Below are 17,466 nucleotides of genomic sequence, written 5' to 3'. Positions count from 1 at the left end.
CTAAGAAACAGCCGGATTGGCGTCGCCCGGGAGGGCCTGCAACACGAAGCCTAGCGATTTCGCCCGGCGCTGTAGGTTGGCGAGGACGCGGCTACGATATTGCTGCTCATATTGGTCGGCGCCAGGATCCTTGTAGCTCATGCCGTGCCGGAGTGTGTTGTAGAATAAAACCGCAATCTTGCGAGCCGTCGCCGTCACCGCCTCAATCGACGCCCAGCACTCCGTACAGTGCGGTCCTGACATCGAAGGTGGGGATGTTGACCTGCTTGGTCTTTACGCGCGGCTTGGCTAGGTTTCCGACCGGTCTTGCTCCTTTGGTGTTCAATGCACTGATCAGGACTTCGAGCTTGCGATCACAGTCGAGCATCTTTGCCTGATAAACGTCGTAGAGCTCCAGTGATTGAGCTAACGCGAAAACATGTTCGTGGCGGTCATTGCCTACGAGCGCTGCGCGGATCGTCTCGATCGATGAGTGGCAGCGCACGTCCCGATAGGTTGCCAGGAGGTCGGGATTGCGTTCGCCTGCAACAATGGCTCGGATAATCCGCATGCCGGTCGCGCCGGTGATATCCGACACAACATGATGGAGCTGCAGGTTCATCTCCATCAGAGCCTTTTGCATATGTTGGATATGGGCGGCAGCATATTCCACGAGCCGCTCGCGCTGGCGTAGATAGGCTCGCAACGTTGCGATCTCGGCATCGGGTCGGAAGCTGCCCCGTAACAGGCCATAGGAGTGGAGCTGGCGTAACCAAGCGGCATCGCTGAGATCGGTTTTACGGCCAGGTACAATCTTGGCGTACCGCGCGTTGACCAGAATGACCTCAAACCCGCGCTGTTCTAGGATCTCGTAGACTGGGATCCAATAGACCCCAGTGGATTCCATCGCGACACTGGTCACGCCGCACATCTTGAACCAGTCCGCCAGTTCATGCAGGTCTTGCGTGAATGTGCCGAATGCACGCACTGGCTTGTCGGTGCAGGCCGGGTTTACCGCGGCCATGTGCATCTTTGATCCGATATCGATAGCGGCCGCGCCGAGGTTGACCAGCTTTAGGTCCGGGCCGCGGTCGGTTGTCCTGTTAGGCATCGCAACTCCTCCGTCCGATGATGGGCTGGAGGGTCTGGGCTATGCCAATTTGTCATCTTCCTAATCGGGATCGCCGTCGAAACGGCGTCACCACTCTCCGGCCGCTACCCTCCGAGCTAAATGATAGCACAAGGCTGTTTCTATCCCGCGCAGGCGCGCCACGACGCTGGACAGTTTTTTAAAATGTCGCGTTCCATCCGCAGCCGCTCGTTCTCCTGGCGCAGCAAGGCGAGTTCCGAAGCCTGGTCCGCCGACATCGGCGTCGCCTGCGTGGTGGGGCGCCACGCCGCCGATGCCGGCTCGCGCCGGAGCTTATCGACCCAGCGCCGCAGCACTGAGTCGCGCAGACCGAGCTCCTTGGCGACCGACCCGATCGAGCGGCCGCTCGACACCACCAATCCTGCCGCCTCGCGCTTGTACTCTTCAGTAAACGACCGTCGTGCACGTTCCATTCAACACCTCCAGGCTCAACGAGCCTACTACAGGTGTCCACTCATTCGGGAGGAAGTTCAGCTATCAACTAATGTGACGAACTTGCGTTCCAGATGACTAGCTAGTCACGTGAATCTAAAGTGCGCCACATACGCGCGGCCATGTTCGACGAGTAGCTCAGCCGGTTGGGAGAGTGGTCGCGAGCAGTGTCATTGCGCTATTCCAGGCAAGCGGATAATCAAGCCCCACCGCAAGCCAAAACAGGAGGAGATCGAGTTGAAGATGGTGTTGTGCGTCGTCGCATTAATGGCAACGATTGCGAGTGTTCGCTCAGGCGATGCCGAGCAACTGAAGGTATCGTTATCTGAAAAGGGCGCGTATAGGTCAATACAAGACGCGGTAGACGCGCTACCTCAGGCTGGTGGAAGTATAGTAGTCGCGCCGGGTACCTATCGCGGAAAGGTTAGAGTGACGAAACCCAATGTCAATATCAAGGGCGCCGGTGGTGGGCCGGATGAAGCGGTGATTGTCTACGGTGATAGCGCCGTCACTGCGGGTGGGACTGTCCGTTCCGCGACCTTAGATGCGTCGGGCGATAACTTCCGGCTCGAAAATCTGACTGTTTGGAACGACTATTCTGCCAATTCGGGCAATCCAGCATCTCAGGCAGTGGCACTTTCTGTCACCGGCGACAAGGATGTTTTTGCAAACGTCAGAATACTTGGTGCGCAAGACACATTGTTTGTCAACAAGGGGCCGAACAGGAACGCCAGTCGTCAGTTCTTCGTAAACTGCTACGTCGAAGGCCATATCGATTTTATATTTGGTAACGCCAAGGCCTACTTTAGGCAATGTGAGCTACACGGTGTTGCAAACCACGCAGTCGTCTATACCGCACAAAGCAGAGCCTTCCCGGACGAAGACAGCGCCTTTGTGTTTGATCATTGCACGCTGACAGCCGACAAGGGCGCGCGCGACATTGCTCTTGGGCGTCCATGGCGTCCCTATGCTGCGGTGATCTTCTTATCGTCGCAGATTAATGCGCCGGTCATGGCTGAGGGGTGGGTGGAATGGGACCCGGGCAAGAGCCGCCGCTTAATGAACGCCTACTATGCTGAATACAGATCCTCCGGTACTGGTGCCGATCCTAGAGGAAGAGAAAGATATGCGCGCCAGCTAAGCGATCGGGAGGCAATGCAATGGTCGCTCCAGACATTCTTCTCGCACGATACGAGCTGGATCCCGCAAGCGCGATAGAACGCAGCGGGAGTGCCCGCAATAGCAGCGCGCCGGTGCCGATTAGCGACAGGCCTGCAGACGGGCTGTCTTGGCGGGCCCGAATTGGGACCATCTGTGTGGGAGCGTGAGTATCAGGAAGCACTGGTGCGAGTTGCGTACCAAGCACGGCGGGTACGAAGCTGACCGCAACCATGCAATCCGGCTTTTACACCGGCCAATCCTTTGTGATCGTCAGCGATCGATTGGAGCTGCGGCCCGAGGGTCGCGCTCAATGCCACCGTTTTTGCTACTGGTGGCTTCAGGGAACGGGCGGAAGGCAACTACGCACGGGTTCGATGCGCCGTAATGTGGAGTAGCGGCGGCACCTGGCGGAGATGGAAATACATTGACCGCGGTCACTGTTGCATTCTCCACTTGCCAAGTTGCGCGGGGAGAAAAGCGCACATCTTCCATCGCAATATCGAGCGGATGCTGTTGATCAAAGCCTCGCATTACGAGCGTACCATCAGTCCCATAGACGTGCCTTAGGACGATCTGTTGATAAAGTGGCAAGTTATTGCCAGCGAAGGGGCCGTAGCGCGTGTCGAAGTGTATGGGCCATTTGTTATTTCTCATACATATATTCTCGTAATTAACCCGCTCAACTAAGCCGCCTCGGCTGGGATCGCTTTTAATGCGCAGACCAAATGTCGTGCCGTCCAAGGTCAGGTTGCGAACCAGCACGTCACTGACACCGGAATTCAGTTCGCTACCAATCGACATGCCGTGCCCCCAGCCGAATTGGTTGTCTAAAATGGAAATGTGGCGTGCAGGGCCGCTTGTGCCAGCCTTGATCGCGATATTGTCGTCTCCGGTGCGGATAAAGGAGTGGATTATCGTCACATCCTCGCTTGCGGCTGGGTCTATTCCGTCGGTATTGCGGGCATCAGCGGGTGTATCAATGATGACCGCCCAGATGGTAGCACGTTCCACGTGGCTCATCGCAATGTGAAAGTTTGCTGCGTTGCGCAAGGTGATGCCATGAACAGAGACGTCCTCAGCACGGTCCATTTGGATCAATCGAGGCGCGTTTTGTTTTGCGCCCTCACTTTGTGCACGACGGGCCAGTTGCCACCAAGTCTCAGCCGTGCCCGCCATCAAGGTCCCGCCTCCGCCGTCTATTGTACCGTATCCATAGAGACCGCCGCCTTTAGTCTTCGTGAAACTGATGAGGGGCCGACAGCCATCACCGCTCCGATCGATGTGGCCACAGCTTCCCGAGCTCTTTTGGTATGCTTTTGGGTCGGCTACAGCCGTCAGTATCGCGCCCCCAGCGAGCCACAGTGTTGTGCCGGACTTCATTTCGATTGGACCCGAAAGGAACGGCCCTGGGCCTAGATATACGGCGGCGCTTGGGACGCAATGGTCTATGGCGGCTTGCAATCTGGCAGTGTCATTTCCACCTGACGGGTCTAGGCGCGCGCATACCCCTTTAGGCGCGGCCGGTTCGCGAACATTGCGGCGATCCTTTGCCTGAGACGCGGCGGAAAGCAGCCCGACCGCAAGTATGAAAACTGCGGCTAGGTAGCGGAAACGGGCGGCCATTGCCACTCCATTGGTTTCATAGGCAGGCAAGTGCGGGCGGTCGCTACGGCTGTGCAAGTCTCGTAACCTGTAGATGCGGGTGCAATTGCCGCGTGGTGAAACGGATGGCCATCCGGCGGAAGTGCGCTGGTGGAAAGCGACGACCGCAGACGTCTCCCTATTCCCGGAGTCGAACGAAATCGCTGGCGGGTCATTTAGCCATCCGAATGTACTGCTACGTCCGCATACTATGACCGTATTTGCCTTTGTCTTCCGGTCTGCCCGTCGCAGTCACCCGGAGGGTACGACCTATTTACGCAATTGGCTTGCATCGAAGTCCCTCAAGTGACCGATCAGAAAACAGCTGGGTCGCGCCCCGCGCAGCTTGTCGAATGCCCGTCTCGCGTATGCGCGTTTGTCCGAGCTTAGTAAAATTGAGTGTTTGGATGGGGCCCATTTAAATGATGGATCGTAGCCACTTTGGCTTTTGAGGCGATGATCGGAGGGGCGATCCGATGGTGGAATGGAGCCGGGCGGGAATGTAGCAGTCACGAACGAACGCGGAGATATACACGCGGTGCATCGGCACGAGTCTCCTCCTGACGATCGTGAACGAGCTCGGCAGGGTGGTGGACAAGCTCTCCATCAAAGCATTGTAGAAGCAGTCGCCCTTGTGGCGCGTCGATCGGGTACAGCCCGCAGCCGCAGGGCTCCGCACGCGATATGTGGAACGTACTGCTCGCTCCGACCTCAATCATGGATCAGTCCGTCAGAGGCTGCTGGCGGATCGTCGTTATCACAGCACAGGGGAGTTAGCCCGCATGTGATAGCACATGGGCCGATCGACCATCTTGCGGCCGAACCGGTCGGTGATGGCGGCGCGATACAGCCGGCACTCGACAGGCGGGATATAGGTGATGTCAGCCAGCCAGAGCCGGTGTGGAGCTGTGGTGGTGAAGTCGAGCGCGATCAGGTTCGGAGCGATCGAGAGATCGTGACGAGTTACGTTGGCGCGGACAGGAGGTTACGGCCCTAATCGCTCGAATGCGATTGCGGCGGATCAGAGCTACGGCCAGCGCCGCTCCCTGCGTCCGTAGAGCGCCTTGGACCAAACACTGCATAGCGCTGGCCATGCTCGCAATGCTGCACCACCATTTGTTCTGCCATATTTGCAAAAAGCGTGTCTTGGGGGAAAGGCAGACGCGAGCGGGTGGGAGGAGGCGTTCGCTGCATGGCCTCGATGTCAGTGCGGCCGACCAATTCAGAATATGAATGCGCTCTATCAGAACAATCGATTTCACTGATGTCGATCAAGCCTGGTACTCAGGTCGCAGGGGCCGCATGGCGTGCGTTATACGCTGACTAGCCGTTTCACTCACGGCGCGCGTCCTGGTACAGAACCATATAACGGGTGGACGTGATGATGATGATGAACAGTACCAGAAACTCGACCTCGGCGGAACAAATCAGCATGGGAGATCAGGCCTTAACGTTGTGGTTGCCGAAACTGAGGCACTATCTGTCGTGGTGGCGACTGTTTACAAGCCCCTTACCTTCCCGGCGGCCCCACCTCGAATCGCTTGCTGACCCGCCTGATGCGGCTGACCCGAGCGATTCTCAGGAACGTCTCAGGCAAAATATCGAAGCGCAAGTTGCGGAGATTGGCAGGTTAGTGGGCGGAGGTGAAGCGCCAGGCGAAGCAACCCGCCATCTCACTGAGTTGACAAATCAACTCATACTCGCGCAGCTCGGGATTGTTTCCAAAGTCAAATGCGTCACTACTGAGGCGACGGATCGCTTCGCTAACCGTGCTCCGGTAGAAATGAGCGACATCTATGAGCCGGAAAGGCTCTTGAGATTGGGCCATCTTTTTGACAAAGCGGTATCGGCGTTAACTCCGAGTTTGCGGACGCAATGCCATAGAACAGATATAGCTAAACTTATCCTCGGCCGGACATCTGAAACCAAAGTCGAGTTTAATCGTTTCATCAAGTGCGTCGCTGCGATTGCTGCCGCCGCCGAAGAGATGTGACTGTACCTAACATCGTTTCCGAAGTAGCGCAGCCGCGATTGCTCGCGTTGTGAGGAGATGCCGATGTGCTCGGCTTTGACGTTTTCTGTTAGTCGACTGGGCAGGGCGGGTTGCAATCGCATAGTGTCGTAGCGGGCAGACAACCTTTCTGCGCTCCGGTGCTGCGCATGTTGGATCGCCGCCTCCTCCCTGGCTCTCTGGAGAATCGCTTCAGAGCGGACGGCCGTACGCCCGCTCATGGTCTATGGATCGGAAACCTCGCAGTATTGCCATCAGGAGAGAAGCAAGCGGAGAGCAAAAAAAATAAATATCCATGTCGCAAGGCAGTACAGTGCGGCGAAGCGCCATACTCCCGCTCTGAATCGGCGGCGCCAATTCACAAGTTGCGGCGCGCAACCGCTGAAGCGACGGCCGCGGACAACCTCGATCATCTCTCGATAGCTGTCAAAAGCAAAATACGAGCGATTGTTTCGAATGTACGTTATCCGCTCTTGAGGGGAAAGGCACAATTGCCAGACGTACTGCGCCTCCTCGCGCACACTGTCAGAACGTGGCTCGTGCCCACCTGAGTTGTAAGCACGCCGATCAATGGAGAGTGGCGATGGAAGTTGACGCGATCGCGTGCTCCCGATGAACGTGAATTTCTGCTGAAGCATCGAAGTGTCCCTTTCGCAATTCGGCGAATGATGCGTACAACGTGACGTAACGAGAGAATCAAGAAGATCCTGCGCAGATCCAACGGATCAGCTGTGCGCTCTGTCCACGACCCGCGCCGATCTAAGTGTAGGTCCGAGCGAAAGGGCATTGCGAAAAGCGGGCGCTATAGTCAGGCCAACGTGGCCGGTGCTGGCTGTTGATTGCGAGATACAGCTCCCGAGGCAATGATGGTGGCCGTTGAGAACTCTCTGAGGTGCCGGCTCGTTGAACCGGGGCGGCGAGTGTGGGGCGCGGGCACGGCTGCTTACAAATGTGCTCAGTTGGTTAAGAGAGGGGTTGAATCGGACGCAGCGAGAGATTGTACGATGTGAAGCAAATGAGCAGTTCGAGACGAGACGCGCGAGGCCGCAATGGTGTTATCTTTGGGCGATGTACCGGGCATCGTGAGCCAGATCGGGCGGCTCCACAAACAGGGGCGCTGCTCGTGGTTTGGATTGGCCGTGCGGTCGATAAACCGGGATCAATGAATTGATGGTCATCGTCCGTGCAGATGGATTCAATCAGGTTACGATGGCCCACTAAGCAACCGTTCGAGCCATACCCTCTCGGTAGCACTCGAAGTCGTCGACTTGCGACCTACAAACGTTATAGCACACCGTGTCCACCTAAGCCGACCTACCTTGAGAGGATATCATGCGTCGAAGGCAGCTCAACTCATCTTGCTGGAGCGACAGATTCAAGTACTATATGCTAACGGTTAGTATTGTTGCCGCGCTAAACTCGTTGTCATTCATGTACGCCAAAGCCGGCGGGCCTCTACCCACGGAACAGGAAAAGCAGGCGTGTATCGCCGACGTCTTTCGGCTCTGTAGCGCGGCCATACCTGATGCGAACGCAATCACTTCGTGTCTGAAGTCAAACGTGGCCGGTGTGAGTGCGGAATGCCGCTTGGTTCTGTCAACCCGCGAGCGGCCGAGTGGTGTATCAAAGTGAGCCGGCGATCATATAGATTGTCGTACGGTGTTGGCGCTGGCTGACACTAAGTAGCGCGGTCGGTTACGTCCGGCGTTCGACGCACGGTGAGCAGCGTGTCCAGGAGATGTACGTGGCGTCGGATTGCAAGCGAGTATCCAGCCTAAGGGGCCTGATGTATCGTCGAAGTAAAGGCGCCTGGCGGAGCGAATTCATTGAACCAGTGTGGTCGGGTGCTAGATGAGCAGAGTCGCTAAGTGGTTAGTCAAGGTGGGCCGCCACACGAAAGCATCAGATGAGCAACGGTGTGAGCTGTCGCTGGCGCACCGTGGTGTAGATGATCGGTTGAACTGCGCCTCTGCCTTGAAAGCGGTCTATCTTACGAGAAGCATCCGGCGGAGTCTGCGTGTGATTTGCTCGTGCCTTAGTGGCCCGGTAAGCTGAAGCGTGAACCTGTGCTTTCAAACGATCCCCCGGTTGCAGTCAAGGGTGATTATAAGTGCTTTAGCTCGACTCCGTGTTTTTTGAGTGCGTAGCCTATTTGGCGCGACGTCAGTTTGAGTAGCCGTGCTGCTTTCGCCTGTACCCAGCCCGCCCTTTCCATGGCCGCGATAAGGTGCTCGCGATCAATTATTCGCTCACCTCTCGTAACCTGCAGGTGCGAGAGCGTGGTTCCGTGAGCGGGTTCGGATGAAGCATCGCATGGCCCCGTATGCGGCAGCGGTTGTGACGGCATCGATAGCGGCTGCTTACTCTTCCAAAGTCGAGCGGAGAAGCAACCATCGGATTTGCAGGCGAAATCGCGACTGTTAATCGCTGGACCGGCCGCCATGGTGGCAGTCCGCTGAACGCAATTGTGAAGCTCCCTAATATTGCCGGGAAATTCGCAACTTTTCAATACGTCGAACGCGCTTGGTTCGAAAGTCAACGAGCGCTCGTTTTCGGAGTTGAACGTGCGAAGAAATTCAGTAGCGAGCAACGGAATATCGTCGCGGCGCTCACACAATGGTGGGACAAGCAAAGGGATGACGCTCAGACGGTAGTAGAGATCCGCGCGAAATTGTGTCTGCGAAACGGCGACCTCTAGATCCTTGTTAGTCGCTGCTATGAGTCGAACGTCAACTCTTATCGTGTGTGTACCGCCGACTCTCTCAAATTCCTGCTGTTGTAGCACTCGCAGCAGCTTCGCTTGAAAAGAAGGTGAGATTTCACCAATCTCGTCGAGAAACAGCGTGCCTTTGTCAGCCAGCTCGAAGCGCCCTTTGCGCGAATTGATGGCTCCGGTAAAGGCGCCCTTCTCGTGTCCAAACAGCTCAGATTCCAAAATAGTCTCCGATAATGCCGCACAGTTTAGTTTGACGAATGGGCGGTTGGCTCGGGGCGATAGGTCGTGGATCGCTTGTGCAGCAACCTCTTTTCCGCTACCGGACTCGCCTCGCAAGAGTATCGTTGCATTTGATTTAGCGACCACATTGATCTTGCGGAGGAGCTTGCGCAGGGCCGGGCTGCGACCAACTACGCCAGGTAGCGTTAGGTTGCGGTCCGCTTCGGCTTGATCATCCTGCGGCAACGTTGTCTGGTTGCCATCGGTCGCAAGAGGCGGCTCGCTGTCATCGTGGGCCGTGGAGAGGTATGACCTCAGAAAGTGGCCGAGCATGTTCGCGATAGCGAGGAGAAGGGTCACGTGTGAATTGGGATCTAACGATGGGGACCCGTCCCGGAACAGCTCGGCCGAGAGCACCCCGACGGTCGTGCTCTCGACAGCGATTGGAACGGCGATGAACGACAATCGACTATGTGCCGTGGCGTCAGATGAACCTGAATCGCTTGTGGTCTGGGAATTGTTCGGTTGCGTAGGGGTTATTATAAGGGGTGTGGCCGTATTGAGCACGCGCTCGACAGCTCCTTGCGGCAGGCGGAGTCGAAAACGCTGATCGCTCCCTTCAGTCCAGCCCGCGCCCACGGCAATCGCCGGAGCGTTGTGACCGGCATGCAGACAGACCACACAATGTTGCATCTGAAGCTGAGACTGTATTAACGCGACGACGGCCTCCAGCCGAAGCTCGAGCCGAAAGGGCGCGGCGAGTTGTTCCGCTATGCGCAGCAGGATCTCAGGCACTTTCGGGTGTGCCCATTGAGCGTCGCTGCGAGAGGCCTCCGCTCCCGGTGACTTGAACTGTGATGTTGAAGACAAAATGTCGCTAGTCATATTGTCCGGTTTCCGCCGATCGTTGTTACGCCGGCCGTGGCGCCTGCGCTGTCGCGGACCTAACAACGTTTCGTGCAGCGACGACAAGGCCAACCATGATTAAAGAGTCAGCCCTGGACGAGAGATTTGCTCCGGTGCAGCGTCGCCAGTTTGAATATGTGAGGTCCTTTAACGCAAGGAGTGCGCCATATTGGCGCATCTTATGCAAATGATCCTCGAGTGCTTTCAGAGATAGCAGGTCGTCTGTCGTCCATGCCGGTCCCTACTGCGGGCAGCATCTAGGCTCAGGTGAACAGGTTCGGCGAAGCTGCGAGGGCCGCCATTTCCGATTGGTGACAATCGGACTTCTTTCAAAGTCGTGGTCATGCAGCTCGCTCCGCTCGTCCTGGACTGGTGTACCGATGAAGGTGCCACCGCAAATCGCTTTCAGCGCGCTGCTGCCCATTGGGAGGGCTGCGAGAGGCGCGGCATGCGAGCTCAGCCGTAGTCGGGCAAAAGTGCGTTCGGACGAGGTCCGGGTACTGTGATTTACGCGAGAACAATGGCCGTAACAGCTGTAGAGGCAGCTGTAGGAGCCGGGACGTTTCGCTCGAGACACGTAATCAGGCACCAGACTGGTTTGCGAGGTCGTCGTGCTCCTTGACCTCCTTTGGCCGCAGCGCGTCGCTCCGACGCTTAAAGCTGTGCCGGATTCGCAGGACGCTGACGAAGCATTCGCAATGGCCGGCTGACTCGGTCGCCTCGAGCCGTCAACACCGCGCCCGTAAGCGGTGGTTTCACGGTCGGAGGCCTATTGACGAAGCATTGGTGCCGTCGACCTAGAGTGATTTACTGACAGGCTGCATGCAAAATGGCAGAGTGAGGCGGTCGGGCAAAGGCGCTTTGCGCGGCCGGTGACGCGGTCCTCCGCGTGTTCGCTCAACGGCTTGATGCGACTGATCCCGTGTCTCCACTGGAGGGCGCCCGGTATGTCAGCATGGCCGATTACGAAACGTCCGCTGACGAGGGCCGTCAGGGCGGTTGAGTCTGGAACCGGCACGTCGCAATGGCGAGAAGGTCAAACGAGGGAGTGTAAGGCGATGGTGCGCGTTGGTCCGCAACCACGGAGCGCCTCTCATTGCTACTACCGTTGCCAAGAAGCGAATCGCAGAGCGGCGTCTCAGGATAGAGCTCGTCCGCGGTTCCACCCTGAGGGGGTGCGTCATGGGACAGCAGGACGAGTCGAACGACACCGAGACCCAGGCATCACGCGATAGAATGAGCGCCTAGATGATCGTGAGCATCATCGCCACGACCGCGTGGCAGCCTCGTGTGGCATGTCGTTCCTGCTCCCTGCGGCTAACTCCTGCTTGTGGTAATCGTATCTAGGTTTGCGGCGGGAGCCGAGTGAACGCCTGATAGGATTCATAGGCGCGCATCAAGCCGTCGCGAAGCGACGTCGTCGCCCGCTAGCCGAGCTTGTCAAGGCGGCGGAGATCGAGCAGCTTGCGTGGCATGCCGCCGGGACGCGAGGTGTCGAAGCTGATCTCGCCTCGATAACCGATGACCTCGGCGACGAGGCGGGAGAACTCGGCGATGATGATGTCCTCGCCGCTCCCGATATTGACGAGCTCGGACTCAGAATAGCGCTTCATCAAACGGAGGCAGGCATTCGCCATGTCGTCGACATAAAGGAATTTGCGCGTGGCAAGCCGGTGTCCCTGACCACAACGTTTTTCGCGCCGGCAAGCGTCGCTTCGTGAAAGCGCCGGATCAGCGCGGCTACGACGTGGCTGTATTCTGGATGACAATTGTTGCCAAGGCCGTACAGAGTAGTCGGCATTACACTGACGAAGTCGCTGCCATACTGGCTGCGATAGGCCTCGGCCATCTTGATCCCGGCGATCTTTGCATGGCGTAGGGCTCATTGGTCGGCTCCAGCTGGCCTGTGAGTCCTCGCGAAGCGGCTGTGGCGCCAGCTTCGGATAGATGCAGGAGGAGCCAAGAAACATCAGCTTCTCGGCGCTATTCAGATGCGCGCCATGGGTCACGTTCGGCGCGATGGCAATATTATCGTAGATGAACTCAGCGCGCCGCGTATTGTTGGCGAGGATACCGCTGACTTTGGCCGCGGCAAGGAAAAACGACTTGCGGCGTCTTCTTTGCGAACCAGTCGAATACGGCGGCCTGGTTGCAGAGGTCGACCGTGCCGGTCGACAGTCACAAGTTCAACCTCCTCCTGCGCGAGCCGGCGCGCCAGCACGCTGCCGACCATGCCGCGATGACCGGCGACGTAGACGCGTGTGACCTTCAGCTCAAAGGAAGTGGCTGCCATTGTCGGCGTCCCGTTTTGCTTCGGCCAGATCACTCGCCATCATTTCCTGAACCAGTTGGACAAAGCTCCGCTTTGGCTTCCACCCGAGCTTGGTGCGCGCCTTGCTGGCATCGCCGACCAAAAGATCAACCTCGGTGGGGCGAAAATAGGTCGGATCGATGCGGACCACGGTCTTGCCGCTTCTAGCGTCGAGGCCGGTTTCCTCGACGCCCACGCCCCGCCATTCGATGCGGCGGCCGACCTGCGCGAAGGCCAGCTCGACCATCTCCCGCACGGAATGCATCTCTCCGGTGGCAAGCACGAAGTCGTCTGGCTTATCGGCCTGCAGGATCAAATGCATGCCCGCCACATAGTCGCGGGCATGGCCCCAATCCCGCTTGGCTTCGAGATTGCCAAGATAGAGCGCATCTTCCAGGCCGACCTCGATGCGCGCGACGGCACGCGTGATCTTGCGGGTCACGAAGGTCTCGCCACGGATCGGGCTCTCATGGTTGAACAGAATACCGTTGGAGGCGAACATGCCATAGGCTTCGCGGTAGTTTACCGTAATCCAGTAGCCATACAGCTTTGCGACGCCATAAGGCGAGCGTGGATAGAATGCGGTCGTCTCCTTCTGCGGAATCTCCTGCACCAGGCCATAAAGCTCCGAGGTCGAAGCCTGATAGAACCGCGTGTGCCTCTCCATTCCAAGAATGCGGACTGCTTCCAGGAGGCGCAGCACCCCGATTGCGTCCGCATTAGCGGTATATTCCGGGCTCTCGAAGCTGACGGCAACATGGCTTTGGGCGGCGAGATTGTAGATCTCAGTCGGCCGGATTTGCTGTATCAGGCGGATCAGATTGGTCGAATCCGTCATGTCGCCGTAATGCATCAGGAACGGGACCTTGCCGACATGCGGATCCTGGTAAAGGTGATCGACGCGCGCTGTGTTGAACGAGGACGAGCGGCGCTTGATGCCGTGCACAACATAGCCGAGCGACAGTAGATAGTCGGCGAGATAAGCCCCGTCTTGCCCGGTTACGCCGGTGATGAGAGCGACGCGCTCAGCCATATTCACAAATGCTCCCAAATGCCTCAGGGGCCTACCGACTTCCAGCAACGGCCGAAGCCTGTCCCTCTGACATATCGTCCGGCGTGGTCAACCTACTATGGCGCTAGTGCTCATATTCCGGGGAAGTGTGGCGGCGCGCCCTGGCTCCACCATCTCTCAGCCGTGGAGAAGTTGGCAAGGCGCTGTGTGGTGAAAGCAGCAAGGAATACCAAGTACGTTGGGGCCTGAATTAACGATCCTGGGAGGCCTGCATCCGGCATCAACCCGCGCGAGGTGAGCTCGGCGCCCTTCCCTCGTGTGCATAGAGAGGTCCAGCACAATGTGTGACCACCTTATCTCCAGGTATGGGCATCGGTAACTCATTTGAGAAATCTACTCCCGCCGCACCTTCATCCGCAGCACTCGCCTTCACCAAACAAGGTGCTTGGGATACGAACCGAGCCGGCTCCGTCGGAGAACGGCATAGGTCGGTGAGACATTACGACAGCAGTGTCGCACCCTCGCTTCGCGCGGAGTCCATTGGATGGCTTCGAACCGATGTCCAGATATGGCACCGAGGCGTTGTACCTGGTGACTGCTGAAGTAAGTGCTAGGCTCATTTAAGCCTTTCTTGGCGCTGGTGGGGCTTGACGTCCTGTGGCAAGCATCAAAAGGCCGGCTTCGCTGGCCGCCGCTCGTGAGGACCGGCGAGAGAGCGCGCATCTGGCGCGTGCTCGGCGGATGACCTTTCGGCTAAGATCAAGTGGCTTGGATCGTCCAAGCTAAATTCGATTACTTGGGGGACGACTAGGCTTGCGTAGCGCGAGAAAGCACTTGTCGACGGAAATCGGATAACGGTATGGCAGTAGGCCAGGAGGTACATTTCCACGAGAGCAGCGAATCCGCCCTCGACTCCAAGATCTGCAGTGTGCAGCGGGCCAGCATCGTTCGCTCGGAAGCGTTTGGGAATGCTGAAGAGCTCAGAATAGACAGCCGAAAGGTGATCAGCGACGCTGGGACTGTCAGTGCACAAAAAGAGCCTTGTCGGTCGTGTATGATGCAATGCTTTTGCCCGTTCAACTGCAGCGCATACCTGCTCCATAGCGACTCGTGGGTCGGTCCAATAAGGCCTATGACCCATAGTATCTTCACCGTTCCCGTGCCGAACGTGTATCCCGATTACATCGTGCCCCTCAAACGCTCGATGGTAAACATCGTCGATGCGACGCCTGATCTCCTGGCGTGGTGTGATGCTTTGGAATATGTTGCGCTCGGCCTCCTGATCACAGCCCCACATTAAGCAAGCGTCACAAACGATAGTATTCGCCTGGATATCCCTTGACGTTACCAACAACCTGCGCAGCTCATCACGCTCGTGGAAAATTTGGTCATCCGACCGGTAAACGCCGTCAATTGCAGGCCTGTTCCACCAATGTGGAAAAAACGGCCCAGGAAAGCAGAGTTGATTGATCTTATCGTCGCAGATAACGGGTACGCCCGAGATGTTGTCGAGCGGCTCAAAGAACACGCTGAAGGCGTTTGTAAAGGGGTCAGAGAGATAGCAAGATCCGCGCCAGTCAATGACCAAAGTGCGCCCTGTTCGCTTGGAGTATTGCCAGGCTGACGCGAGCGACCATAAGCAATCGCCGAAACCGGTGCGACGCCTGGAAATGACGAAGCGCTGTTGATGAGTCATCTTGAATCCATTGCTCCGGCAGTTGAATAAGTTGCTCACCCTGGACGGCAGGAAAGTACCGGCAGTGTTATCGTCCGCCAGGCCGTCGCGAGCCGTATGTTAGGTTGCGAGAGCTTGTCCGCTTCGCGACCAAGAGGTCGGTTATGGATTGCCGTTCGCTAGCTAGACAAAGAGATACCTATCAAGTCGCATGCGCCTGATCGCGCAGATCTCCCAGATTGTTGGCGGCGGGACGCAAGCAGATGCGGCGCTTTTCCCACAACTGCCGAAGTTCAAGGATGATTGCGTCGCGCCGCTCGCCCTTTACGTGAGCGAGAAGCTCGCCGAGGGCGGCGTCCCCTTTGATTCCATGCAGCAACTCGAATAGATCGGGCGAGATGCGCACAGCGCCGCCATCGGAGAAGGTGGTATAAGTCTCGCAGACGATCTCCCGACACTCTGCGGTGACGTGATCCGGGGTACGGCGAAGTGAAGTGTAGGCCGGTAAGGAAACGCGGAGCGCAGCCCAGTCCTCCGGCGTGGCGACGCGCTTCGTGATGAGAAGCGATCCGATCACGAGGGCGTCAAGATCTGTCGTAAGGAACGTGACCATTGCGTCGGTAACCGACTGCACGATCGGTTCGACATTGTTGTTGAAAGATGTATTGAGGAGGACAGGGACGCCCGTCCGCTTGTGGAATTGATTAATCAGCTCCCAGTACCGCGGGTTCGATCTACGTGACACCGTCTGCAGCCGTGCTGTACCATCGACGTGCGTAACCGCACCAAGCACACTTCGCTTGCAATCACGAACTTGAACGACAAAGTTCATGAACGGAAAAGCTCCCGCGGTCTTAGGAAGATCGAAAAACTCAGCGGCATGTTCCTCCAATACGGAAGGTGCAAACGGCCGGTAGCCCTCGCGTTTTTTAACGATGGCGTTTATGCGGTCCTTATTCTTTGCTGGTCTGGGGTCAGCAACAATGCTGCGGTTACCGAGGGCGCGCGGTCCAAATTCGGAGCGGCCTTGGACCCAGCCAACAACCGAACCGTTGGCTATCCATTCAGCTACCACGCTCGCCACGTTCGCGCTTCTTTGCACGTCGATATGCCCGCGCCATGCAGCAACCTCTCGCTCTACAGCATGGTCATCCCCAAGTGCCGGGCCCCAATAGACATGCTGAAGCCGCTCACGGGGTGCGGGACGTCCTTGTTCTTCGGAAACCATGAGAGCAGCGCCGAGTGCGCATCCAGCATCGTGCGCCGCGGGCTGCACGAAGATATCATCAAATAGTCCTGTATAGAGCAACTTACCGGTCATGGTGCAGTTGTGGGCGACACCACCAGCCAAGCATAGCCGCTTCATGCCGGTCACCTCACGGTAATGCCTGAGAACATGAAAAACAATACGTTCCAAGGCCTCCTGCAAGGCTGCACTAACATCTTTATGCTCTTGGGTGAACGGCATTCCCTTGCCGCGAACGTGTATGTCGTGCTCTAACGCCGGAGCGATGTCGTTCAAATGTATCTTGTAGCCACCGTTCTCCTTTAATTCGTAGAATTGCTGAAATAGTTCTCGGAAACGCGAGGAGTCCCCGTACGGAGCAAGGCCCATAACCTTGTACTCGTCGAACAAGCCATAACCGAGGCACTTGATTGCCTCTAAGTAAAACAATCCGAGGGAACCGTCCTCTGGGAAGGTATGTAGTTGAGTAAGACGACTTCCCGATCCAATGGCCACCATCCCGGAGAGGAAATCACCGCCGCCGTCGATTGCCAAGACTAGACCTTCGTCATAGCCGGACACAGCAAAAGCACTTGTTGCATGCGCATGATGGTGACTGACGAATGACAAGCGCGATGGCTCGATCTCTGTATCAAACTCCTGCGATAGCATAAGCTGTAGAAGGGTTCTGGCGTCGAGAGGGATGCCACTCTGCGTCTCCGAACCAAACAAAAGCCGAAGCATCGCGTTGCAATAGGACTCGGTTGCATAGAATGCGATGCGATCGATGTCCTTTAATTGCGCTCCCGCAGCAGCCAGGCAGTAGCGGATGGCCTGGGCGGGAAATTTGTTGGAATGCTTAATTCGGTTTAGGCGTTCTTCTTCAACCGCGGCTAACACACGCCCGTCACGCACCATGACAGCTGCGCCATCATGCAAGAATGTGTGCGAGAGTGCAGGTCGATATTCATGGACCTTATCCAATCCGCCGCTCAATCCAAGACACAGCATTCTATCCTCCAGCAAGT

Annotated in this window: 8 protein-coding genes and 2 pseudogenes; 2 read left to right on the top strand and 8 right to left on the bottom strand. The window is 57.2% G+C overall.

Annotated elements, in window-relative coordinates; translation table 11 throughout:
* Positions 1–1,090: pseudogene (locus tag QY049_RS21180) on the bottom strand (IS110 family transposase).
* 140 nt (positions 1,091–1,230) lie between these two features.
* A complete protein-coding gene (locus QY049_RS21175) occupies positions 1,231–1,542 on the bottom strand; it encodes a transposase (RefSeq protein WP_128929916.1) in 312 nt (103 codons plus the stop codon).
* Positions 1,543–1,804: 262 nt separating this feature from the next.
* On the opposite strand from QY049_RS21175, the gene QY049_RS21170 reads away from it, so the two are divergent.
* Positions 1,805–2,779 carry a pectinesterase family protein gene (locus QY049_RS21170; protein WP_128930193.1) on the top strand — a complete coding sequence of 325 codons (975 nt, stop codon included), beginning with the start codon at positions 1,805–1,807 and terminating at the stop codon, positions 2,777–2,779.
* 213 nt (positions 2,780–2,992) lie between these two features.
* Here the strand turns inward: QY049_RS21170 and QY049_RS21165 are convergent, their stop codons facing one another.
* On the bottom strand, positions 2,993–4,102 hold the full coding sequence (locus QY049_RS21165; RefSeq protein ID WP_232995663.1) for a glycoside hydrolase family 28 protein: 1,110 nt from the start codon (positions 4,100–4,102) through the stop codon (positions 2,993–2,995).
* A 1,642-nt stretch (positions 4,103–5,744) separates the two neighbouring features.
* Between QY049_RS21165 and QY049_RS21160 the strand changes: the two genes are divergently transcribed.
* Entirely contained in the window at positions 5,745–6,356 is a 612-nt protein-coding gene (locus tag QY049_RS21160; protein WP_128929914.1) for a hypothetical protein, read from the top strand.
* 2,122 nt (positions 6,357–8,478) lie between these two features.
* Here the strand turns inward: QY049_RS21160 and nifA are convergent.
* From nifA to QY049_RS21135, 5 genes and pseudogenes are all read right to left on the bottom strand, one after another.
* Complete coding sequence (gene nifA / locus QY049_RS21155; RefSeq protein ID WP_128929911.1) at positions 8,479–10,194, bottom strand: nif-specific transcriptional activator NifA; 1,716 nt, start codon at positions 10,192–10,194, stop codon at positions 8,479–8,481.
* A gap of 1,364 nt (positions 10,195–11,558) precedes the next feature.
* Positions 11,559–12,508: pseudogene (locus tag QY049_RS21150) on the bottom strand (GDP-L-fucose synthase family protein).
* The gene (gene gmd / locus QY049_RS21145; protein ID WP_128929910.1) at positions 12,489–13,559 is read right to left on the bottom strand and encodes a GDP-mannose 4,6-dehydratase; all 1,071 of its coding nucleotides are present in this window, start codon (positions 13,557–13,559) and stop codon (positions 12,489–12,491) included. Before gmd ends, QY049_RS21150 begins: the two are co-directional and overlap by 20 nt.
* A gap of 646 nt (positions 13,560–14,205) precedes the next feature.
* On the bottom strand, positions 14,206–15,234 hold the full coding sequence (locus tag QY049_RS21140; protein ID WP_128929909.1) for a nodulation protein NodZ: 1,029 nt from the start codon (positions 15,232–15,234) through the stop codon (positions 14,206–14,208).
* Between the two features lie 181 nt (positions 15,235–15,415).
* Positions 15,416–17,449, bottom strand: a complete 2,034-nt coding sequence (locus QY049_RS21135; RefSeq protein WP_128929908.1) for a carbamoyltransferase — start codon at positions 17,447–17,449, stop codon at positions 15,416–15,418.
* Positions 17,450–17,466: the final 17 nt, after the last annotated feature.

The organism is Bradyrhizobium sp. WYCCWR 13022, assembly GCF_030435535.1.
In the GTDB taxonomy this organism is placed as follows: Bacteria; Pseudomonadota; Alphaproteobacteria; order Rhizobiales; family Xanthobacteraceae; genus Bradyrhizobium.
The sequence above is the reverse complement of the archived record's forward strand: the minus strand, read 5'-3'. Positions and strand labels throughout refer to the sequence as shown.